The 22570-nt window shown below is 71.1% G+C and carries 22 protein-coding genes; 15 read left to right on the top strand and 7 right to left on the bottom strand.

Annotated features, from left to right (window positions below; genetic code table 11):
• Positions 1-6 precede the first annotated feature (6 nt).
• From VKN16_27990 to VKN16_27940, 11 genes are all read left to right on the top strand, one after another.
• Positions 7-720, top strand: coding sequence for a methyltransferase domain-containing protein (locus VKN16_27990; protein HME98064.1), 714 nt, complete (start codon positions 7-9; stop codon positions 718-720).
• A gap of 4 nt (positions 721-724) precedes the next feature.
• On the top strand, positions 725-1951 hold the full coding sequence (locus VKN16_27985) for a hypothetical protein (protein ID HME98063.1): 1227 nt from the start codon (positions 725-727) through the stop codon (positions 1949-1951).
• Between the two features lie 60 nt (positions 1952-2011).
• On the top strand, positions 2012-3241 hold the full coding sequence (locus tag VKN16_27980) for an ABC transporter substrate-binding protein (protein HME98062.1): 1230 nt from the start codon (positions 2012-2014) through the stop codon (positions 3239-3241).
• Positions 3226-3981 (top strand): ABC transporter ATP-binding protein, encoded by a 756-nt coding sequence (locus VKN16_27975; GenBank protein HME98061.1) that lies wholly within the window; start codon positions 3226-3228, stop codon positions 3979-3981. The genes VKN16_27980 and VKN16_27975 overlap by 16 nt, the downstream gene beginning before the upstream one ends.
• Positions 3968-4687, top strand: coding sequence for an ABC transporter ATP-binding protein (locus VKN16_27970; protein HME98060.1), 720 nt, complete (start codon positions 3968-3970; stop codon positions 4685-4687). Before VKN16_27975 ends, VKN16_27970 begins: the two co-directional genes overlap by 14 nt.
• Positions 4687-5571: a branched-chain amino acid ABC transporter permease gene (locus VKN16_27965; GenBank protein ID HME98059.1), complete on the top strand. Its 885-nt coding sequence runs from the start codon at positions 4687-4689 to the stop codon at positions 5569-5571. Before VKN16_27970 ends, VKN16_27965 begins: the two co-directional genes overlap by 1 nt.
• Positions 5572-5584: 13 nt before the next feature.
• Positions 5585-6511: a branched-chain amino acid ABC transporter permease gene (locus VKN16_27960; GenBank protein HME98058.1), complete on the top strand. Its 927-nt coding sequence runs from the start codon at positions 5585-5587 to the stop codon at positions 6509-6511.
• Positions 6508-8586 (top strand): hydantoinase/oxoprolinase family protein, encoded by a 2079-nt coding sequence (locus VKN16_27955; protein HME98057.1) that lies wholly within the window; start codon positions 6508-6510, stop codon positions 8584-8586. The genes VKN16_27960 and VKN16_27955 overlap by 4 nt, the downstream gene beginning before the upstream one ends.
• Entirely contained in the window at positions 8583-10310 is a 1728-nt protein-coding gene (locus VKN16_27950) for a hydantoinase B/oxoprolinase family protein (GenBank protein HME98056.1), read from the top strand. Before VKN16_27955 ends, VKN16_27950 begins: the two co-directional genes overlap by 4 nt.
• A 184-nt stretch (positions 10311-10494) precedes the next feature.
• Positions 10495-10887 carry a hypothetical protein gene (locus VKN16_27945; protein ID HME98055.1) on the top strand — a complete coding sequence of 131 codons (393 nt, stop codon included), beginning with the start codon at positions 10495-10497 and terminating at the stop codon, positions 10885-10887.
• A gap of 93 nt (positions 10888-10980) precedes the next feature.
• Entirely contained in the window at positions 10981-12060 is a 1080-nt protein-coding gene (locus tag VKN16_27940; protein ID HME98054.1) for a malate/lactate/ureidoglycolate dehydrogenase, read from the top strand.
• Between the two features lie 17 nt (positions 12061-12077).
• Here the strand turns inward: VKN16_27940 and VKN16_27935 are convergent, their stop codons facing one another.
• Positions 12078-12767, bottom strand: coding sequence for a DUF1345 domain-containing protein (locus VKN16_27935; GenBank protein HME98053.1), 690 nt, complete (start codon positions 12765-12767; stop codon positions 12078-12080).
• A 291-nt stretch (positions 12768-13058) separates the two neighbouring features.
• Between VKN16_27935 and VKN16_27930 the strand changes: the two genes are divergently transcribed.
• From VKN16_27930 to VKN16_27915, 4 genes are all read left to right on the top strand, one after another.
• On the top strand, positions 13059-14105 hold the full coding sequence (locus VKN16_27930; GenBank protein HME98052.1) for a methyltransferase domain-containing protein: 1047 nt from the start codon (positions 13059-13061) through the stop codon (positions 14103-14105).
• Positions 14106-14331: 226 nt separating this feature from the next.
• Positions 14332-15711: an extracellular solute-binding protein gene (locus VKN16_27925; protein ID HME98051.1), complete on the top strand. Its 1380-nt coding sequence runs from the start codon at positions 14332-14334 to the stop codon at positions 15709-15711.
• Between the two features lie 22 nt (positions 15712-15733).
• Complete coding sequence (locus VKN16_27920) at positions 15734-16609, top strand: sugar ABC transporter permease (protein HME98050.1); 876 nt, start codon at positions 15734-15736, stop codon at positions 16607-16609.
• Positions 16606-17421, top strand: a complete 816-nt coding sequence (locus VKN16_27915) for a carbohydrate ABC transporter permease (GenBank protein ID HME98049.1) — start codon at positions 16606-16608, stop codon at positions 17419-17421. Before VKN16_27920 ends, VKN16_27915 begins: the two co-directional genes overlap by 4 nt.
• 49 nt (positions 17422-17470) lie before the next feature.
• Here VKN16_27915 and VKN16_27910 read toward each other — a convergent pair whose 3' ends face one another.
• The 6 genes from VKN16_27910 to VKN16_27885 are packed head-to-tail and all read right to left on the bottom strand — an operon-like array spanning position 17471 to position 22545.
• Complete coding sequence (locus VKN16_27910) at positions 17471-18598, bottom strand: MFS transporter (GenBank protein HME98048.1); 1128 nt, start codon at positions 18596-18598, stop codon at positions 17471-17473.
• A 55-nt stretch (positions 18599-18653) separates the two neighbouring features.
• Positions 18654-19277, bottom strand: coding sequence for an FAD-dependent oxidoreductase (locus VKN16_27905; protein HME98047.1), 624 nt, complete (start codon positions 19275-19277; stop codon positions 18654-18656).
• A gap of 9 nt (positions 19278-19286) precedes the next feature.
• Positions 19287-20018 carry an ABC transporter ATP-binding protein gene (locus tag VKN16_27900; protein ID HME98046.1) on the bottom strand — a complete coding sequence of 244 codons (732 nt, stop codon included), beginning with the start codon at positions 20016-20018 and terminating at the stop codon, positions 19287-19289.
• Positions 20008-20727: an ABC transporter ATP-binding protein gene (locus VKN16_27895; protein HME98045.1), complete on the bottom strand. Its 720-nt coding sequence runs from the start codon at positions 20725-20727 to the stop codon at positions 20008-20010. Before VKN16_27895 ends, VKN16_27900 begins: the two co-directional genes overlap by 11 nt.
• A gap of 3 nt (positions 20728-20730) precedes the next feature.
• Entirely contained in the window at positions 20731-21666 is a 936-nt protein-coding gene (locus VKN16_27890) for a branched-chain amino acid ABC transporter permease (protein HME98044.1), read from the bottom strand.
• A gap of 48 nt (positions 21667-21714) precedes the next feature.
• On the bottom strand, positions 21715-22545 hold the full coding sequence (locus tag VKN16_27885) for a branched-chain amino acid ABC transporter permease (GenBank protein HME98043.1): 831 nt from the start codon (positions 22543-22545) through the stop codon (positions 21715-21717).
• Positions 22546-22570: the final 25 nt, after the last annotated feature.

The raw sequence follows: 22570 nt of genomic DNA, 5'->3' as shown, positions 1-22570 counted from the left end.
GAGCCCATGCCCGAGGTCCCCGACCTGACCGACCCGCGCTATCTGGACGAGATCGGCTGGTTCCTGTACCACGAGAAGTATCGGCGGGACCGCTTCGGCGGCTCCTACGACGCCGAGCGCGTGGCGAATTCCCGGCTCCTGCGCGACGAGGTCGCGGCCTACCTGGAGCAGCACGCGGGCTGGTTCGAGGACAAGACAGTCGTCACCATCGGCTGCGGCTGCACCGGCGACCTCAGCGCGTTCCCGGCCCGGGTGAAGGTGGCCATCGATCCGCTGCTCTACGCCTACCAGCACCTCGGCATGCTGGTGCCCGACGAGGTGGGCGCGCCCACCGTCTATCTGTCCCAGGGCGCGGAGAGCCTCCCCCTGCTGGATCGCTTCGCCGACCTCGTGATCTGCCGTAACGCGCTGGATCACATGCCGGATCCTCGCGTGGGCCTCGCCGAGATGTGCCGCATCCTCGCCGACGACGGCGCGCTCTTCGTCAGCGTGGACACCGGCGGCGATCCGACCCCCGACGAGCCGACCGTCTTCTCGGCGGAGAGCCTCGCCGCGCTCGTCCGCGAGCGCTTCGAGGTCGTGCGGCTCAGCGATCGGAATCGCCCCCACAGCGCCAGCCGGACCGGCAACGTCCGCGCGCTCGCGCGGAAGATCCCGGACGCGGGCCCCTCCCTCGACAAGGAGCAGGTGCTGCGAGCGTACGAAGCGCGCCTGCCCTAGGGCCATGGGCGCGGAACCGACGCTGGTCGTCCTCGGCATGATGGGCCGCATGCCGGTGGCGGGGGTGACGTGGCAGGCGCTGCAGTACCTCGAGGGCTTCCGCCGGCTCGGCTTCGACGTCCACTACGTGGAAGATACCGGCGAGTGGTCCTACGACCCCGACCGGAACACGATCAGCGACGATCCCTCCTACGCGGTCGGCTCGATCGGCGCGGTGATGGCGCGCCACGGCCTCGCCGACCGCTGGGCCTACCGCGCCGCGGACGGGCGCGTCTTCGGCCGCTCCGCCGCCGGCCTCGAGCGGCTGCTCGGGCGGGCCGACGCGCTGGTGAACCTCACCGGGGCCACCGTCCTGCGCGACGAGCATCGCCGCGTGCCGGTGCGCATCTACCTCGAGACCGATCCGGTGCTGCCCCAGATCGAGGTGGCGATGGGCAACGCCTTCCACGTGGACATGCTGAGCGCCCACACCCACCACTTCACGTACGGCGAGAACATCGGGCAGCCGGACTGCGGCGTCCCGGTCTCGCGCGTCACCTACCGGCCGACCCGGCCGCCCATCGTGCTCGACTGGTGGCAGCCCGCGCCCGGGGCGCCCGGCCCCTGCTTCACCACGGTGGCGAGCTGGCGGCAGGCGGGCAAGGACGTGCAGTGGCAAGGCCAGACCTACACGTGGAGCAAGCACCACGAGTTCCTCAAGGTCATCGACCTGCCGCGCCGGACGCGGCAGCCGCTCGAGCTGGCCCTGGCGATCCGGGGCCGCGCCGGTGACGACGTGCGCGGGTGGATCCCGCGCGATCAGGAGGACGCGGACGCGGTGGATCTGCTGCGGAGACACGGCTGGCGCGTCGTCAACGCGCTGCCGCTCTCCCACGACCTCGAGGCGTATCGCGCCTACATCACCGGCTCGCGCGGCGAGTTCACGGTGGCCAAGGACCAGAACGTGCGGCTGCGCAGCGGCTGGTTCAGCGACCGGAGCGCGTGCTACCTCGCGGCCGGCCGGCCGGTGGTGACCCAGGACACCGCCTTCGGCAAGTTCGTGCCCACCGGCGAGGGCCTGTTCGCGTTCGCGGGCATCGACGACGTCGTGGCCGCGCTGGAGGCGATCGACGCCGACTCTGCGCGGCACGCGCGCGCGGCGCGCGAGATCGCGGAGCGCTGGTTCAAGGCCGAGACGGTGCTGGGCAAGCTGGCCGAGGACGCGGGCCTCGCGGTCGGCCGGCGCGCGTAGCGCCGCGTGCTATCATCCGGCCACCGTGCGTTCCCCCACTCGCTCTCCGGAGGCGTGACCATGCGCAAGCCCGCGACGCTCGTGCTCCTCTTCATCTGGGTCGGCCTCACCGCGCTCCTCGCGGTTCCGCTCGAGGCGGTGGCCCAGGACGAGGTCAAGCTCGGCGCGTTCCTGCCCATCTCGGGCATCAGCGCCGACGTGGGCGCGCAGATGAAGGCGGGCACCGACGTCGCGCTCGAGCGCATGGCGACGCTCCAGGTGGGCGGCAAGCCGATGAAGGTCCGCGTCATCTTCTACGACGACGAGGGCAAGGGCGACGTCGGGCTCAACGTGGTCACGCGCGCCCTCACCGTGGACAAGATCAACGTGGGCATGGGCTTTCTCTCCAGCGACGTGTTCATCCGGGTGATGGACGAGTTCCAGAAGGCCTCCATCCCGGTGGTCACCTGCTGCTCGGCGTCGCTCAAGATCGGCGACAAGATCAGCCAGAACAAGATGCAGTACGCCTTCCAGCTGAGCCCCACCGCCAACGACATCGCGCGCTCGGTGGCCGCCGCGGTGGCCCAGCACGTGAAGCCGAAGAGGATCGCGCTGCTCAACGAGAACACCGACGCCGGTCGCGATTTCTCTCGAATCGTCCGCGAGTGGTTCGGGGCCAACGCCAAGGACGTGGAGGTGGCCGCCGACGAGTTCGTCGACCGCGGGGTTACCGACCTCACCCCGCAGTGGGCCAAGATCAAGCGGTCGGGGGCCCAGGCCACCATCGGCGAGATCTACGGCTCGAGCGGGCCGGTGCTCTTCACCCAGTGGTTCGAGCTGAAGGTGCCGTCGCTCATCGCCCACATGGGCGCCACCGTGAGCGCGCAGACCTTCGTGGACCAGCACGCCAAGCAGATGGACCTCGCCATCGTGAACAACCGCTGGTGGCCCGCGAAGTACTCGGAAGTGTCCGAGCCGATGATGGCGGCCTACAAGAAGAAGACCGGGACCGATCCCACCAACTTCGCGGTCCAGGCCCACGACGCCACCCTGGTCCTGCTCGAGGCCATCCAGAAGGCGGGCAGCCTCGATCCGCAGAAGATCCAGGCCGCGCTGGAGAGCGGCACCTTCGTGACCGCGTGGGGTACCCGGAAGTTCACCCCGCTCGCCGAGGGGCACCGCATGCCCATCCAGACCGTGGTGGTGCAGATCCAGGGCGGCAAGAAGGTGCCGATCTATCCCGAGTCGGTCGCGGCGGCCTCCGGCGGCAAGTTCGTGCCGGCGCCGCCGTACGCGTGGGACAAGAAGTAGCGGCGCCCCCGAAGCTCGCCCTCGCCGGCCTCGGCAAGCGGTTCGGCGGCCTCCGCGCCGTTTCCGCCTGCTCGTTCGAGATCGCGCCCGGCTCGGTGGTCGGCCTCATCGGGCCCAACGGCTCGGGCAAGAGCACCATCTTCAACCTGGTGACCGGGCTGCTGCGCCCCGACGAGGGCGCGATCCGCCTCGACGGCGAGCGCATCGATGGCCTCGCCACCCACGAGATCGCCCGCCGCGGCGTCGGGCGCACCTTCCAGTCCGTGAAGATCTTCCGCGACCTGCCGGTGCGCGAGAACCTCGCGATCGCCGCGATGGGGCGGCGGCTCCGCGGCTGGGAGCCGCGCGGGCGGGAGTGGCTCGAGCGCCTGGGCCTCGCGCGGCTCGCCGACGCGCCCGCGGGCCGCCTCTCCATCGGCCAGCAGCGGCTGCTCGAGCTGGCCATGAACCTGGTGATCGACCCCGCGTTCCTGCTGCTGGACGAGCCCCTCGCCGGCGTGCACCCGGTGGTCCGCCGCCAGATCGGCGAGACCCTCGCCGACATGCGCGCCCGCGGCCGTACGCTCCTGATCATCGAGCACCACATGCCGTTCGTGATGGGGCTCTGCGACAAGATCGTGGTGATGGACCACGGCGAGAAGATCGCCGAGGGCCCGCCCGACGCGATCCGCGCCGACCCGCGCGTCATCGCGGCCCTCCTCGGGCGCGCCGAGCGCGGAGGCCCCGATGCTCGCGCTTGAGGGCGTGCGAGGCGGCTACGGCAAGCTCGAGATCCTCCAGTCCGCGTCGCTCGACGTCCCCGACGGCGCGATCGTCGGCATCATCGGCCCCAACGGGGCGGGCAAGTCCACCCTGCTCAAGACCGCGTTCGGCTACCTCCGCCCGTGGGCCGGCCGCGTGGTCCTCGACGGCCGCGAGATCGGCGGCCGCCGGCCCGACGAGATCATGCGCCGGGGCGTCGGCTACCTCGCCCAGGCCGGCGGCCTCTTCGCGGAGATGACGGTGCACGACAACCTCGTGCTCGGGGGCTACACGATCTCGCGGGCGGCGAAGCGGCGGGCCATCGAGGAGGTCTACGCGCGCTTCCCCCTCTTCCGGGAGCGCCGGCGCCAGCCGGCCGGCGCGCTCTCGGGGGGCGAGCAACGGCTGCTCGCCATCGCCCGCGCCCTGATCGTGAAGCCGCGCCTGCTCCTGCTCGACGAGCCGTCGGCCGCGCTGGCCCCGCGCTTCATCGACGACATCTACGCCACGCTGGTGGGGCTGAACCGGGACGGGCTCGCCATGCTGATCGTGGAGCAGAACGTCGAGGCGATCCTGGCGGTGGCCCACCGCGTGTTCGTGCTGGATCTCGGGCGCAACGCCTTCGACGGCACCCCCGCCGAGCTGCGCGGCTCCGACCGCATCCGCCGGCTCTATCTGGGCGAAGACGAGGGCGAGCCGGCCTGATGCTCGAGTCCCTCCTCGAGTTCCTGATCCAGGGCCTGGTGCTGGGCGGCCTCTACGCGCTGTTCGCGGTCGGCCTCAGCCTGATCTTCGGCGTGCTCGACGTCATCAACGTGGCGCACGGCGAGTTCTTCGCGATCGGCGGCTACCTGGCCTTCGCGGCGGTCGTGCTGCTGCACCTGCCCGGCGCGCTGGGCGTGCTGGGCGCCGCGGTCGGCACGTTCCTGCTCGGCCTCGCGGTCTACCCGCTGCTGATCGCCCCGCTCAAGCGCCGGCTGGGCGGCCGGCCGCCGGGACCGCTCTACCTGGTGCTCACGCTCGGCCTCTCGACCTTTCTCCAGTCGAGCCTGCTCGCGATCGCGGGCGGCGACTACCTGCGCGTGCCGCCCCAGGTGAGCGGCATCCTCGATCTCGGGGTCACCGCGGTGAGCCACCAGCGGCTGCTCGTGCTGGGCGTGGCCGCCGCCCTGCTCACCGCGCTCTTCGCGTTCCTGCGCTGGCATCCCCAGGGGCTGGCGGTGCGCGCGGTGTCGCTCAATCCCGACGCGGCCCAGGCGATGGGCATCGACCTGCCGCGCATCTTCGCGCTGACCCTGGCCCTCGGCGTGTCGCTGGCCGGCGTGGGCGGCGCGCTCATGGCCCCGCTCTTCACCGTCTACCCGGCGGTGGGCTTCCCGCTCACCATCAAGGCCTTCGCCATCACCATCCTGGGCGGCATGGGCAATCCGGCGGGGGCGCTGGTCGCGAGCTTCCTGGTCTCGGTGGCGGAGTCGCTCTCGGTGATGGTGATCCCGTCGCAGTGGCAGAGCCTCATCGCGTTCGCGGTGATGATCGTCATGCTCCTGATCCGGCCGCGCGGCCTCTTCGGCCGGGGCGATGCGCGATGAGCCGCCGCGCGCCATGACCGGCCGCGCGCGCCTGGCCCTCGTGGCGGCCGCCGCCCTGGCCCTGCTGCCCGCGCTGCTGCCGCACCCCTTCGTGCTCACCATCGCGACGCAGGCCGCGATCTGGGCGCTGCTCGCGGCCAGCTGGGATCTGCTCAGCGGCTACGCCGGGCAGATCTCGTTCGGCCACGCCGGCTTCTTCGCCCTCGGGGCCTACGCGGCCGCCGCCGCCACCAAGCACGCCGACGTCTCGCCGTGGCTCGGCCTGCCGCTGGGCGCCGCGATCGCCGCCGCGGTCGGCCTCCTGACCGGCTTCCCCGCGCTGCGGCTGCGCGGCCACTATCTCGCGCTGGTGACCCTCGGGCTCGCCGAGATCATCCGGCTCGTCGCCACCAACTGGCTGGCCCTGACCGGCGGACCGTTCGGCATCCACGACTTCCGGAGCTTCCCGGGCCTGCCCGACGGCGCGCTCTCCCACCGCCAGGCCATGTACCTGCTGGTGGCCGCGATCGTGGCCGTCGCCGTGGGCATCATGTACGCGGTCTGCGAGCGGACCACCGCGGGCCAGGCCTTCCGGGCCATCCGCGAGGACGAGGTGCTGGCCCAGACCCTCGGCATCGACACCACGCGCTACAAGCTGCTGGCCTTCGCGCTCAGCTCGGGCTTCGCGGGGCTCGCCGGCGGCCTCTACGCCTACTACGTGCAGCTGGTGAGCCCGGTGGTGGCCGGCGCGGCCACGACGTCGCTGGTCATCGGCATGGCGGTGTTCGGCGGCCTCGGCACGCTCTGGGGGCCCGTGCTGGGCGCGCTGCTCCTCTACGGCCTCTACGAGGGCTTGCGCTTCGTCGGCGTCGTGTACAACCTGATCGCGGTGGGCTTCGTGATCGTGGTCTTCGTCATCTTCGTTCCGCGCGGGCTGGCGGGCCTCGGGAGATCGGCATGAGCTATCGGCTGGGAGTCGACGTGGGCGGCACCTTCACCGATCTGGTCCTGGTGGCGCCCGACGGCGTGGCGCGCACGTGCAAGGTGCTCTCCACCACCACGAACTACGCCCAGGCCATCATCGCGGGCCTCCGCGAGCTGGCCGACCAGGCGGGCATCGCGGCCGCCGACATCGGCGAGATCATCCACGGCACCACGGTGGCCACCAACGCGATCCTCGAGCGCCGCGGGGCGCGCGCGGGCCTGCTCACCACCGAGGGCTTCCGCGATCTGCTCGAGATCGGCCGCCTGCGGCTCTCGCGGCTCTACGACCTCGACTTCGAGCGCCCGTCGCCGCTGGTGCCGCGCCGGTGGCGGCGCGAGATCCGCGAGCGCATGAACCACCGCGGCGAGGTGGTGACGCCGCTCGACCACGACGGCGCGGCCGCCGCCATCGACCGCCTGCTCGCCGAGGGGGTGGAGTCGATCGCGGTGTGCTTCCTGCACGCCTACGCCAACCCGGCCCACGAGGCCGCGGTGGGCGCGATGATCCGGGCGCGCGCCCCGCACGTGGCGCTCACGCTCTCCTCGGAGATCCTGCCCGAGATGCGCGAGTTCGAGCGCACCAGCACCGCGGTCACCAACGCCTACGTGATGCCGGTGATGGGCCGCTACCTGGCCTCGCTCGAGGGCGAGCTGCGCGCGCTCGACGCCCGGGCCCCGCTGCTGATCATGCAGTCCAACGGCGGCGTCATGACCGCCGAGGGCGGACGGCAGCGCCCGGTGCACGTGATCGAGTCGGGCCCAGCCGCCGGCGTCATCGCGACTGCCGCGCTGGCCCGCGCCATCGGCGCCCCCAACGCGCTCAGCATCGACATGGGCGGGACCACCGCGAAGGCCTCGATCATCGAGGGCTACGAGATCAAGCGCACCGGCGAGTTCGAGATCGGCGGGACCATGTCGCAGGGCAGCCGGCTCAACAAGGGCGGCGGCTTTCTCCTGCGGGTGCCCGCGATCGACATCGCCGAGGTGGGCGCCGGCGGCGGCAGCATCGTGTCCGTCGACGGCGCGGGCGCGCTGCACGTGGGCCCGCGCAGCGCGGGGGCGCTGCCGGGCCCGGTCTGCTACGACCAGGGCGGGACCGAGGTCACGCTGACCGACGCCAACGTCACGCTCGGCTACCTCCACCCCGAGCGGCTGCCGAGCGGCCTCCGGCTGGACGCGGGCAAGGCGCGGCGCGCGCTCGCCGAGCAGGTCGCCGCGCGCCTCGGCATCGACGCGGCGGACGCGGCGCACGGGGTCTACCTGCTCGGCTGCGCGGGCATGGCCCGCGCGGTGCGCGCGGTCACCATCGAGCGCGGGCGCGATCCGCGCGAGTTCACCCTGGTGGCCTTCGGCGGCAACGGCCCGCTGTTCGCGGCCGAGATGGCGCGCTCGCTGGAGATCGGCACGATCCTGGTGCCGCCGGCCCCCGGCGTCTTCAGCGCGCTGGGGCTGCTCGAGGCCGAGGTCGAGCATCACCTGGTGCGCACGTTCCTCCGCCCGCTGTTCGGCACCAAGCCGTCGGAGATCGGCGCGGCGGTCGCGGAGATGGAGCAGGAGGCCGAGGCCCTGCTGCGCGCGGAAGGCAGCCGGGCCGCGGTCGAGATCAGCCGCTCGATCGACCTCAAGTACCAGGGCCAGTCCTTCGAGCTGACCGTGCCGCTGCCGCCCGCGTGGACCGACGAGGCGCTGCGCACGCTGGCCGTCGACTTCGGGCGCGAGCACGAGCGCACCTACGGCCACCAGGCCGAGGGCGATCCCGTCCAGATCGTCAACCTGCGGCTCACCGCCCGGGTGCTGCGGCCGGCCGACCGCCCCCCGATCCGGCTCGGGGAGGGCCGCGCCGGGCGCCCGGGCGACCGCGCGGCCTACTTCGGCCCGGCCCACGGCACGATCGCCACGCCCGTGGTCGCGCGCGCCGCGCTCGACGCGGCCCCGCGTCCGGGCCCGCTGCTGGTCGACGAGTACGACGCCACCACGCTGGTGCCGCCGGGCTGCACCGCGCGCCTCGATCCCCACGGCAACATCGTCATCGCGACCGGAGGCCCGGCATGACCACGCGCGATCTGAGCGACCCGATCCTCCTCGAGCTGGTCAAGAACGGCCTGGACGCGATCGTGGACGAGATGGCCATCGCGCTCGTGCGCACCGCGTACTCCAACAACCTCAAGAACGCGATGGACATGTCCTGCGCCCTCTGCGACGCCGAGGGGCATCTCATCGCCCAGGGCCTGACCCTGCCCCTCCACCTGGGCTCCATTCCCGACGCGATGGCCCAGGTGCGCCGCAAGTTCGGCGCGGGCCTCGCCCCCGGCGACGTGTTCATCCTGAACGACCCCTACGAGGGCGGCACCCACCTGCCCGACTTCTACATCTTCAAGCCCATCCTGGCCGGGGGCCGCCTGGTCGGCTGGTCGGCCAGCATCGGGCACCAGCTCGACGTGGGCGGCAAGACCGCGGGCGGCAACGGCTGCGACGCCACCGAGATCTTCCAGGAGGGCCTCCGCATCCCGCCGCTGCGCCTCTACGCGGCGGGCAAGCCGGTGGACGCGGTGTTCGAGCTGATCGACCGCAACGTGCGCGTGCCGCGGCAGGTGCTGGGCGACGTGCGCTCCCAGGTGGCCGCCTGCCTCACCGGCGAGCGCGGCTATCTCAAGCTGGCCGAGCAGTACGGGCCCGATCGCTTCGCGGCCTGCACCACCGCGCTGCTCGACCAGGCCGAGCGGCTGGCCCGCCACGCGATCACCGCGATGCCGGACGGCCGCTACACGTTCACGGACTGGATGGACGACGACGGCATCGATCCCGACCCGATCCCGATCACGGTGACGGTCACCGTGACGGGCGACCGGCTCATCGCCGACTTCACCGGCTCGGCGCCCCAGGTCAAGGGCGCGATCAACTCGCCGCTGCCCTTCACGAAGTCAGCGGTGTACGCGTGCGTGCGGCACCTCGTCGGCGGCACCCCGCCCAACAACGAGGGCTACTTCCGTCCGATCGAGGTGATCGCGCCTGCGGGCACGGTGGTGAACCCGGTGATGCCGGCCGCGGTGGCCGCCCGCGGGCTCACCGGCTTTCGCATGGCCAATACGGTCTTCGGGGCGTTGGCCCAGATCGCGCCCGACCGGGTGTTCGCGTGCGAGATGGGCGGCGACACCGGCATCAGCTTCGGCGGCTACGACGTCGAGCGCCGACCCTTCGTCTTCCTCGAGTTCCTCTTCGGCTCGTGGGGCGGCCGGCCGACGAAGGACGGCGTCGACGCGTGCAGCAGCTCGGTGGTGAACTTCTCCAACAACCCGGTGGAGATCATCGAGTCCGAGTATCCGCTGATGATCGAGCGCTACGGCTACCTGCCCGACACCGGCGGCCCCGGCAAGTTCCGCGGCGGGCTGGCCCTCGAGCGGCAGTATCGCTTCCTCGAGGCGGAGGGCACGCTGCAGCTGCGCACCGACCGGCGGGCGCACGTGCCCTACGGCCTCGCGGGTGGGCGCCCGGGCACGCCGTCGCGCAACGTCCTGAACCCGGGCGCCGAGCCGCGCGACCTGCCCGCCAAGTGCACGCTGACCGTGCGGCGCGGCGACGTGTTCCGTCACGAGCTGGCCGGCGCGGGCGGCTGGGGCGATCCCTTCGAGCGCGACCCGGAGCGCGTGCGGCGCGACGTGATGGAGGAGAAGATCACCGCCGCGTACGCGCGGCGCGAGTACGGCGTCGCCGTCGACGAGGGCACCGGCGCGATCCTGACCGAGGAGACCGCGCGGCTGCGGGCGCGCCGGCCGTAGCGGCGGGGCGTTCGTCGGCGATTTCGCGCAGGAAGGCCTTACCGGGGAAGAACGCCACGCCCGCCGCGGTCGCAGACCCGCTGATACGGGCAAGCGGCGACTTTGCGCCTCGATGCAGAGTCTGGCACGTCCAGTGCTCCATCCTCACGGCAGGCGAAATCATCGCCGAAGGAGGATTCGAGCCATGTCGAGCCCCAAGACCTTCATCGCGGTCGTGCTGGGATCGGTCGCGTTCACCCTTCCGATGGCGGCCGCACTCGCGGATCACGTCAAGGTGGGAGCCCCGGCGACGACCACCGTCGTGGTCACGCCGACCGTGCCCGTTCCCGCGACCCAGACGCTTCAAGCCGACGAGATCAAGGCCGGGACCGTGCGTGCCAATACGATCTACGCCAACAAGATCGAGGCGGACGAGGTCCGTGGCGCCGTACACCAGACCGAGGGCGTGAAGGTGAAGGACAGCGAGGGCAAGATCCAGGCCCCCGAAGTCTCGGCGTCCATCATCTACGCCGACGAGATCACCGCGAACACCGTGATCGCCGACACGATCTACGTCCGCGACATGGACCGCCGCTAAGTCCGGGGTCAGGTCTTGCATTACGACAAATGTCGTAATGCAAGACCTGACCCCGCTTGATTCTGGTGGGGCGGGCGCGTAGGCTCGCGGGGTATGCGCGTCGCCCACGACCGGCTTCGTCGGATCACCGCCGAGATCATCGGCCGCGGCGGGAGCGAGCCCGCCGAGGCCGATCTGGTGGCCGGACACCTGGTGGACGCCAACCTGGCCGGCCACGACAGCCACGGCGTGAGCCTGGTCCCGCACTACGTGCGTCACCTGCAGGCCGGCCTGGTCGTGCCCAATGCCGCCGCCAAGGTCATCAAGGACGACGGCGCGTTCCTGATGTTCGACGGTCAGCGGGGATTCGGGCGTCGGGTGGCCGGCGAGGCGATGGCTGCGGCCATGGCGCGCGCCCGCGAGACGGGCGTGGCGGTGATGACGCTGGCCAACGCGCACCACATCGGGCGCGTGGGCGCCTACGGCGAGATGGCGAGCGCGGCCGGCCTCGTGTCCATGCACTTCGTGAACGTGACCGACCATCGCGGGCTGGTGGCCCCGTACCGCGGGAGCGATTCGCGCTTCTCCACCAATCCGGTGTGCATCGGCATGCCCGGCACCGCCACGCAGCCGCCGCTGCTGCTCGACATGGCCACGAGCGGCGTCGCGCTCGGCAAGGTGCTGGTGGCGAAGCTGGCGGGCAAGCGGGTGCCCGAGGGCAATCTCATCGACTCGAAGGGCGCGCCCACTACGGACCCCGAGGTCATGTACCAGGAGCCGCACGGATCGCTGCTGCCCTTCGGCGCCCACAAGGGCTACGCGCTGGCCGTGCTCACCGAGCTGCTGGCCGGCGCCATGTCGGGCGGCGGCACCATCCAGCCCGACAACGCCCGCCGCGGCGGGATCGTCAACAACATGTTCAGCATCCTGGTCGACCCGGCGCGCCTGGCCGGGGTCGACTGGATGGGGCGGGAGATCGACGGCTTCGTGACCTACGTGAAGGGCTCGCCGCCCGCCGATCCCGCGAGCCCGGTGCTGGTGCCGGGCGACCCGGAGCGCCGCTCGCGCGACCTGCGAGGGCAGACCGGCATTCCGCTGGACAGCGCGACCTGGGAGGCGCTCCTGGCCGCCGGCGAAGCCATCGGGGTGCCGCGGAGCCGGACCGAGACGGTGGCCGCCCCGGTCCGGGACTAGCCGCCCCGGGGTCGCGGTTATCCGGTCGTCAGCATGCCCGAGGCGATGTTGATCGTCAGGGCGAGCAGCGCGACGTTGAACACGAACGAGACGATGCCGTGGGCGGTGACCGTCCGGCGGATCTCCCGGCTCGTGATCGCCACGTCGGACACCTGCGAGGTCATCCCGACCACGAACGCGAAGTAGACGAAGTCCCAGTAGTCGGGCGTGTCGTCGCCGCCCGGGAACGCCAGCCCTCCCGCCGACCCCTCGTCCTCGCCGTAGAACTCGTGGGCGTAGTGCAGGGCGAACATGGTGTGGACGAACGCCCACGACAGCAAGATCGTCACGACGACGAGGCCCACCTGCGCGGGCTTCCGCTCGCCTCCGGTCCCGGTCAGCTGGGCCAGGATCGCGCCCAGGCTCGCCAGCCCGGCCGCCACCGTCAGCACGAGGATGACGCCTTGCCCCGCGTCCTCGCGGGAGGCCCGCTGGCGAATATCGCGCACGCGCGAGCGGAGCATCATCTCGAGCACGAGGATCAGGTAGAGCGTCACCGTGAGGTCCCAGCCCACGAGCAGCCGGGTGGCCGGCCGCCAGTCCGTCGCCGCCGCGAAGACGATGAGGCACGCCAGCCCCAGCGCGAGCGAGGCGAACAGGCGAGGCCGCGACCACACGATGCGGTGGGGAAGGAAGCCGCGGCGTCGACGGTGACCCGGGGTCGACATGCAGTGCGCCCGACGATCCGGCCAAACCCCTGGCGTGTCAAGAGCGACGAGGTGCGGCTGTGCCTACAGAGACAACCCGCGCCGTCCCTCGCGCCTCGGGTCGGATCGGACTCGCGCCCGCCCGAGCCGGGCATGATGCCGTGCGCCGGCCCGCCACCGTCCGGCGCAAACGCGCGTCCTGGTGGAAGCGGCCGCGCTGGCATCGCGGATGCTCTGTGGAATGGTAGCCGCGCCGCTCGGTGGGACGAGCGGCGGCCCGGCTCAGCATCCTCTCCAGCCTCGGAGGTGCCCATGGCGATCGATCAGGCGAAGCTCGACGCGCTCCTCGGCCGCGCAGTGGTCGACATCGGCGCGAACTTCCACGCCGCGCTGGTGGTCACCGGCGACCAGCTCGGCCTCTTCCGCGCGCTGCACGACATCGGGCCGGTCACCTCGGCGGACCTGGCCAAGCACACGAGCACGCACGAGCGGTACGTGCGGGAGTGGCTCGCCGCGATGGCCGCCGGCGGCTACGTCAGCTACGAGCGGGCCACCCAGGAGTTCTCGCTCTCGGACGAGCAGGCGATGGCCCTCCTCGACGCCGATCTCCCCGGGGCGTTCCTGCTGGCCCAGGCCGCGGTGAAGTCGGGCGCGCGGATCACCGAGCTGTTCCAGACCGGCGAGGGCCTGGGCTGGCACGAGCACGACCCCGCGCTCTTCGAGGGCACCGAGCGGTTCTTCCGTCCCGGCTACACCGCCAATCTCGTCTCGCGCTGGATCCCCGCCCTCGAGGGCGTCGGGCTGAAGCTCGAGTACGGCGGGCTGGTCGCCGACGTCGGCTGCGGGCACGGCGCCTCCACCATCCTGATGGCGCGGGCCTACCCGCGGTCGCGCTTCGTCGGCTTCGACTACCACCGCGCGTCGATCGATCGGGCGCGCGAGGCCGCGCGGCGCGCCGGCGTCGACAACCGCGTGACCTTCGAGGTGGCGGGCGCCACCGACTATGCGGCCGCCGGCTACGACCTGGTGGCGTTCTTCGACTCGCTGCACGACATGGGCGATCCGGTCGGGATCGCGCGCCACGTCCGCCGGTCGCTCGCGCCCGGCGGCACCTGGCTCCTCGTCGAGCCGTTCGCGCACGACCGGCTGGAGGACAATCTCAACCCGGTCGGCCGCATGTACTACGCGGCCTCCACGATGCTCTGCACGCCGAACTCCCTGTCCCAGCCCGTCGGGGCCGCGCTCGGCGCCCAGGCCGGGGAGACCCGCCTCCGGAACGTCGCCACCGAGGCCGGCTTCACGCGGTTCCGGCGCGCCGCCGAGACGCCGTTCAACCTCGTCTTCGAAGCACGGGGCTGAGCGGCGGGGTGACGGCGAGGGGCGGTCGCAGCAGCGACCGCGACCGCTCCTCGTCGCTCGCCTCGTAGCCCGCGCGCGCCGCTGCCTTCTCCCTGCCGGCCGGACCGGCCGCCTTGACACCCCACCCGGGCCGAGTAGACTCGGCAGCGTCGCGGCGAGAACCGACCACTTTCGGACGGCCAACGAAGCACTACCGAACGAAGGCATCACGGAAGGAGTGGCGCTCATGCCCCACCACACGCCCGCACCGTCGTCTCGCGTCTCCCGTCGTCGCTTCCTGGCCGGCGCCGGCGTGGCCGCCGGCGTGGCCACCTTCGGCCGGGCGCCCGCGGTGATCGGCCAGCAGGTGCGCGAGCTGCAGGTCTGGCACACCGAGGTCGAGCCGCAGACGGTCAAGGTCATCCAGGACACCTCGATCGCCGAGTTCGAGAAGAAGTTCCCCGGCTTCAAGGTCAAGCAGCAGGCGCTGGGCTGGGGCGATCTCAACACCAAGCTGCTCGCGGCCCTCGCGGCGGGCAGCCCGCCCGATCTCACGCATCTCAACCCGTTCATGACCGCGTCGCTCTACACCAAGAACCTGCTGCGGCCCATGGACGAGCTGATCCGGTCGGTGGGCGAGAGCGACATCCACGAGGCCACCCGCAAGCTGCAGTTCTTCGACGGCAAGTACTACGGCATCACCCACGCGATGGGCGCGACCTACTTCTGCGAGCGGCGCGATCTCCGGGTGAAGAAGGGCATCAAGGCGCCCGAGACGTACGCCGACATGCTGAGCCTGTGCGCGGCCCTGACCGAGGACGGGCGCTACGCCTTCCAGATGCCGGGGGAGAAGCTGTACATGGGCTTCGTGCACCCGGCGGAGTGGCTGGCCGGCAACGGCGGCTCGTGGGTGGACGCCAAGACCTGGCGCCCGCAGCTCAACAGCAAGTCGATGCTCGAGATCCTCGACTACCTCCAGAAGCTGAACAAGTTCCAGTCCCAGGGCTGGTCGGGACAGAAGTATCTCGACACCCAGGCCGCGCTCGCCACCGGCAAGATCGCGATGAGCTATCTCTCGGGCGCGCGGGCCATCGGCTACATCGAGAAGTACGCCCCCGAGAACATGCGCGACCCCGAGCACTTCATGCCCTTGCTGCGGCCGCACGGGCCGTCCGGCAAGATCGGCATGTCGGCGCTGGACGGGGAGAACTGGGCGGTGTTCAGCCAGTCCAAGTACCCCAACGAAGCGCTCGAGTTCCTGCGCCTCTTCTACAAGAAGGACTACTACATGCAGTACTGCCACTCGGTGCCGATCCACCTCACTCCGATCTTCAGCTCGATGCTGAACGACCCGGCCTATCTGGCCAACGAGCGGATCAAGAAGTGGAAGGCGTGGCACGAGGTGGTGCTCACCGGACTCAAGGGCAACCGGTTCCTGCCGCTCGGCTTCACGCGGCCCGAGGACAACCTCCTGCCCTTCCTGGCCGAGCTGGACGGCTCGAGCATCGTGGCCGACATGGTGGTGGAGGTCATGGTGGGCGGCAAGAATCCGAAGGCGGAGGCCGACCGCGCCCAGAAGCGCGCCGAGGAGCTGCTCACCCAGCTCGGTCACAAGCGCTGGTCGTAACCGCGGGTCCCGGGCGGGGCGAGTGAGGCAGAGCGCCGTCGTCGGCTGGCTCCTCCTCGCCCCGTCGGTGCTGCTGCTGGGCGGGCTGGTGGTCTTCCCCGTCCTCTACAACATCTGGCTGAGCCTGTTCGACAAGCACGCCTTCATGCCGGTGCAGACCTTCGTCGGCCTCCAGCACTATCGCTACTTCGCCCACGACCCCGAGTTCTGGACCAGCTTCTACTACGGCAGCGTCTACGCGGGCGCGACCATGGTCTTGCAGCTGGGCGTCGGCGTGCCGGCCGCGCTCCTCTTGAACGAGGCCTTTCGCGGCCGCAACCTCCTGCGGGGCGTCGTCCTGTTCCCGTACATGATCCCCACCATCGTGGCGGTGATCCTCTGGAAGTGGCTGCTCAACGATTCCTACGGCCTCGTCAACTATCTCCTGGTCAGCGCGGGCGCGGTGCGGGCTCCGGTGGCGTGGCTCGGGCCCGACTACATCATGACCGCGTTGATCGTCACCAGCGTGTGGCAGTTCTTCCCGTTCGTGGTGGTGACCTACCTGGCGCGGCTCCAGACGATCGCCCCCGAGCTGTACGAGGCCGCGACGGTGGACGGGGCCTCCGCGTGGCGGCGATTTCTCCACGTGACCCTGCCCCAGACCGCGAGCGTGCTCTTCGTCATCGTGCTCCTGCGCAGCATCTGGATGTTCACCAAGTTCGACACGGTGTGGCTCCTCGCCGGCGACGGCGGGGTGAGCCGTTACATCCGCACCCTGCCGGTGTACGCCTACGCGCGCAGCTTCACCTACCTGCAGGCCGGCATGGGGGCGGCGCTGGCCGTGATCATGTTCGCGATGCTGCTGGTGGCCACCGCGGTGTACTTCCGCATGTTCCGCAGCGAGGAGGTCTTCTCGTGAGACGCACGGGGGCGCTGTACGGGGCGGGCCTGGTGCTGCTGCTGGCCGCGGCCTTCCCGCTCTTCTGGATGCTCTCGACCGCGCTCAAGCCCTCCGGCGAGATCTTCGCGACGCCGCGCTTCGTGCCGCTGCATCCCACCCTGGAGAACTTCCGGCGCCTCTTCGCGGACACCAGCTTCCTCGTGTTCTTCCGCAACAGCGTGGCGGTGGCCGGAGCCACCGTCCTCCTGACCCTCGCGGTGTCCTCGCTCGGCGCCTACGCGCTCACCCGCTATCGCTTCCGCGGGCGCGACACGGTGGCCGGGCTGATTCTGTTGACCTACATGTTCGCGCCGATCATGATCATCATCCCGTTCTACATCCTGGTGAAGCAGCTCGGGATCGTGAACACCCACCTGGCCCTGGTGCTCTCCTACACCACCTTCTGCCTGCCCTTCTGCCTCTGGGTGCTCCGCGCCTTCTTCCAGTCGATCCCGCTCGACCTGGAGGAGGCGGCCCTGGTCGACGGGGCCGGCCGCGGGCGCACCGTGTGGTACGTGGTGCTGCCGCTCGCCCTGCCCGGGCTCATCGCGGCCGCGATCTTCACGTTCATCCTGGCGTGGAACGATTTTCTCTTCGCGCTGGTGCTGATCACCTCCGAGGAGCTGAAGACGCTCCCGGTGGGCGTCAACGACCTCTTCAACGCCACCATCGTGGACTGGGGGATGATCATGGCCGCCGGGGTGATGATCACGGTGCCCACCGTGTGCTTCTTCGCGGCGGTGCAGCGCTACCTCGTGCAGGGCTGGGGCTCGGGCGGGGTCAAGGGCTGAGCGCGCCCCGCGCCCGCGCGCGTCCGCGCTCGGATGCCCGCCGCCGCGGTCAGAGCGAGAAGAGCGCCCAGAACACCACCAGCGAGAACGCGGCCAGCGCGGCGAACGGCGCCGTGAAGCTGCCGGTCGAGCCGAAGAGCGCGCCCACCACCGGGGCGCCGACCGCGATGGCGATCACCCCGAGACCGCTGACCAGGCCGACCGCGGCGCCGGGCGCCCGCGGCAGCACCGCCCCGGTGGTGTTCATCACCGCGGCGTAGGGCGCATTGAAGGCGACGCCCAGAGCACAGATGGCGAGGGCGGCCACCGTCAGCGGCCGGCCCGGCCAGGCGAGCACGGCCAGACCGATCGCGCCGCCGAGCACGGTCAGCCTCATGACGAGGCGCGCGCTCACCACGCCCCGGTCGATCAGCCATCCGCCGAGCGGGCGCGAGATCACGCCCAGGGCGAGGATGGCCGAGCCGGCCGCGCCCGCGCTGACCAGCGACAGGCCGAAGTCGTGGACCAGGAACGTGGTGATCCAGATCCCGACCAGCACCGCGAGCCCGAAGGTGGCGGTGTGGACGAGGCCGAGCGTCCACACCGTCCGGCTGCGCGCGGCCTCGGCGAGCGGGGCGGCCGCCTGCGCGGGGCGCACGCGCGGGGCGAGCGCGAGCCAGGCGAGGGTGGACAGCGCGATCAGCCCCGACGACACGATGAACGCGCGGCGCCAGCCCACGAGGCTCGTGAGCAGCGGGATCAGGTAGAGCGCCGTGCCCCCGCCGAGCTGCACCAGGCCGCCGTAGATGCCGAGGGCGCGGTGGACGCGCGCGGGCGGCACCACCAGGGCCGCGTAGCGCATGCCCGCCACGAACGCGAGACCGCAGCCGAGGCCGCCCACCACCTTGATCGCGAGCAGATCGGGGAAGTGCCGCGCGTATCCGAGCGCGAGATTGCTCGCGAACACCGCCACGATGCCCGCGGTGCCCACTCCGGTGGGACCGAAGCGATCGCTCAGCAGGCCGGCGGGAACGCACGAGACCCCGAGGGTCACGAAGAAGACCATGGACAGCACGCCGGCCTGCACCGGCCCGAAGCCGAGCTCGGTCATGAGCAGCGGGATGATCGCGGCGTGATTGGTGTAGTTGGTGGTGGCCGCCCATCCCAGCAGGCAGGCCGCGGCCAGGCGCAGGGTCATCGGCCGCGGGTCACCGAACACTCGAGACGGTGCACATGGAGGGTCTTCTCCGGGTCTAGACGAACGTCATCACCTCGACCGGGGTCTCCCCACGGCGAAAGCGGTCGAGATCGAGGGGGGCGATGTCCACGGTGTGGGCTCGTCGATCCGCCACCAGCTCGGCCATCAGCTGCCCGGCGATGGGGCCGTGCATGAAGCCGTGACCGCTGAAGCCGGCGATCACGGTGGCGCCGCGGCGCCCGCGCGTGAACCCGGTCACCTCGCGATCCGGCTCGATCACCACCCCGAGATCGCGAGCGCGCGCGGCGATCGCGGTGGTGACCAGGTACGGATCGGCGAAACCGTCGCGGGGCGAGTAGGTCGCGGAGGCCAGGTCGCCGGTCCAGAGATACGGGCAGAGGGCGCGCACGTCGTCCGGCGCCAGCACCCGCGTGTCGACGCCCAGGGCGCGCTGTAAGGCCGCGCTGTAGACCCGGATGCTCTGCCGGGTCAGCTCGATCCCGATGCGGTTGGCGTACTGGTGACGGATGCCGCCGGAGGCCAGCGCGGTCGAGCCGGAGCAGACCGCGCCGCGCTCCAGCACGACGATCCGGCCGTAGCCGCGACGCGCCAGGTGGTAGGCGGTGCTGGCGCCCATGATGCCGGCGCCGACGATGACCGAGTCCGCGGTGGCCACCATGCCGCCGCCTCAGACGCCCAGGTAGTACTTCTTGACCAGCTCGTTCTCGCGCAGCTCGCGCGTGCTGCGGCCCTCGAACTCGATGCGGCCGTGCACGATGATGTAACCGCGGTCGGCGATCTTGGTGGCCTGGTTGAAGTTCTGCTCGGCCATCAGCACGGTGAGCTGGCGGCGCTCCTTCAGCTCGCGGATCTTGGCGATCACCCGGCTCACCAGGATCGGCGCCAGCCCCACCGACGGCTCGTCGACGAGGAGGATGCGCGGCGAGGACATCAGGGCGCGCGCGACCGCCAGCATCTGCTGCTCGCCGCCGCTCATGCTGCCCGCGAGCTGACGACGCCGTGCGGCCAGCACCGGGAAGGCCTCGAAGGCGTAGGCCAGGTTGGCCGCGATGTCGGCGCGCGCGCCGGTCCGGTAGGCGCCGAGCAGGAGGTTCTCCTCCACCGACAGCTTGGGGAACAGTCGGCGGCCCTCGGGCACCAGGGCGATGCCCAGGGCCACGATCTCCTCGGTGGATTTCCCGGCGAGCGCGATGCGTTGTCCGTCGGATTCCAGGAAGATCTCGCCGGCCTCGGGCGTGACCATGCCCATCAGGCACTTGATCAGCGTGCTCTTGCCGTTGCCGTTGGTGCCCAGGAGCGCGACGGTCTCGCCCTCGCGCACCTCGATGGAGACGCCGTGCAGGACGCGCACCGCGCCGTAGCCGGCGTCGACGTTGCGCACCACGATCCTACTCGCCAAGGTAGGCCTTCTCCACGTCCGGGTTGCGCACGATCTCGTCCGGGGTGCCCTCCGCGATGCGCTCGCCCGCGTCCAGCACCACGATGCGCTCGGAGAAGCGCATCACCGCCCGCATGATGTGCTCGATCATGATGATGGTGATGCCCCGCTCGTTCAGCCGGAACAGGATGGCCAGGATGTCGTCCACCTCCGCGTGGGACAGGCCGGCCATCGCCTCGTCGGAGATGAGCAGCCGCGGACGGGCCGCCATCGCGCGGGCCAGCTCGAGCTTGCGCATCTCGATCTGGGTGAGCCCGGCCGGCCGCAGGTGGGCCTTCGACTCGAGCCCGATCGCGCGCAGGATCTCCATCGCGTCGGCGTCGGCCGCCTCGGCGCGCTCGTGGGCCGCGTACTCGAGCGGGATGTCCAGGTTCTCCAGCACCGTCATGCTGCCGAACGGCTTGGGGATCTGGAAGCTCCGCACCAGGCCCAGCCGGGTGCGCCGGTGGGCGGGCAGGCCCGTGATCTCGCGCCCGTCGTAGACGATCCGGCCGCCGTCCACCGGCAGCGAGCCCGACACGCAGTTGATGAGCGTGGTCTTGCCGGACCCGTTGGGCCCGATGAGCCCGAAGCGCTCGCCCGGCTTCACCTGGATGGAGACGTCGTGGAGCGCCATGAAGCCGCCGAAGCGCTTGGTGAGATGAGAGACCTCGAGCCCGGCGCCCGCCATCGCTCAGCGGCCCCGCAGGCGTCGCACCAGGCCGAGAATGCCCTCGGGAGCGAGCACCACGAAGGCGACCAGCACCACGCCCACGATGAAGAGGTTCATCTCCGACGAGATGGTCACGGTGGCGAGCTGCTGCGCGGAGCCGAGCAGCACCGCGCCGATCACCGGCCCCACCCAGCTGGTGGTGCCGCCGATCATCGGCATCGCCAGCGCGTTCACCGCGTAGTCGATGGCGAAGGCGGAGTTGGGCTCGACGAACGTCACGTAGTAGGGGAACGGCGCCCCCGCCACCCCGAGGAGGAAGCCGCTCACGGTGGTGGCGAAGAGCTTCAGGCGCAGGGTCGGCACCCCCATGCACTCGGCCGCCTCCTCGTTGTCGCGCAGGGCGGCGAGGCCGCGGCCGATCCAGGAGCGCTCGATGAAGCGCGCCACCAGCACCGAGCCCACCGCGAGCCCGACCATCACCGTGAAGAGGAAGGTGACGTAGTTGCCGAAGGGCGGACCGCTCGGCCGGATGACGCTGAGGCCCCGGGAGCCGCCCACGAACTCCCAGTTGATGATGACGGTCTGCAGCACGATGGCCAGGGCCAGGGTCGCGATCGAGAAGAACACCCCGCGCAGGCGCAGGGTGAGATAGCCGATGCCGAGCCCGAGCAGGGCCGACACCAGGCCGCCGGCCAGGATGAGCAGCGGCAGCGGTGGGCGCACGGTCTGGACGAGGAACACCGCGGTGTAGGCGCCGAGGGCGAAGAAGGCGGGAGTGCCGAAGTTCACGTAGCCCGCGTAGCCGCCCAGGATGTTCCACGCCGTCGCGATGACCACGTACTGGAGGATCACGTAGCCCGCGAAGTAGATGTAGGGGTTGACCTTGGCCGACGCGAGGAGCACGCCGACGCCGACCATCGCGACGGCCACCACCAGGACGATCCCGGTGCGACGCATCGCTACCCCACCCCCAACGACTCGGCGGCCTTCTTCATCAGCCCGCCTCTAGCGCCCGAACAGGCCGGCGGGGCGCACCGCGAGCGCGATCAGCAAGATCCCGAAGGACACCGCGAGCGACCACGAGGGGCCGAAGAAGGTGCCCATCAGGCTCTCGACGACGCCGAGGATGATCGCGGCGACCAGCGTGCCGCCGATGCTGCCCATGCCGCCGAGCACGGTGATCGCGAACATGCGGCCGATATAGTCGCGGTCGGACGAGGGCACCACCGGGGCGATCGTGATCAGCAGCGCGCCGGCCAGGCTCGACGCCGCGATGCCGATGCCGAAGGCGATGGTCTTGATGCGGATGGGGTCGGCCCCCATCAGGCGCAGCGCGCCGGCGTCCTGCGAGACCGCCATGATGGCGCGCCCGTAGAAGGTGCGGCCGAGGAAGAGATAGAGGGCCAGCGTCATCAGCAGGCCCACCACGCACGGCACCAGCAGGCGGTAGGCGATCCCCACCCCGCCCCACTCGATGGACTTGCCGATGTAGGAGGCCTCGACCAGGCGGTAGTCGACCCCGTACTTGAGGCTCAGGCTGACCTCGATGATGAAGAGGAGCCCGAAGAAGAAGACGAGCCCCCGCAGCGACTCCTCACCCCGCCGCTCGAAGGCGCTGTAGTAGACGCGATAGACCGCGGCCCCCAGCAGGTAGAAGAGGGGGGTGAGGAGCAGACCGGTGAGGATGGGATCGAGGCCGTACGCGCTGTTCAGCACGTACGCCGCGTAGGAGCCCAGGATGAGGAACGCGGGCTGCGCGATGTTGGCGATGTCGAGCAGGCCGAAGATCAGGGAGATGCCGAGGCTCACCGCGGCATAGAAACCCCCGACCAGCAGTCCGGCGACCAGCGCGTTCGCCAGC

It is taken from the genome of Candidatus Methylomirabilota bacterium (assembly GCA_035315345.1).
In the GTDB taxonomy this organism is placed as follows: domain Bacteria; phylum Methylomirabilota; class Methylomirabilia; order Rokubacteriales; family CSP1-6; genus CAMLFJ01.
This window is presented reverse-complemented; position numbering and strand designations above follow the sequence as displayed.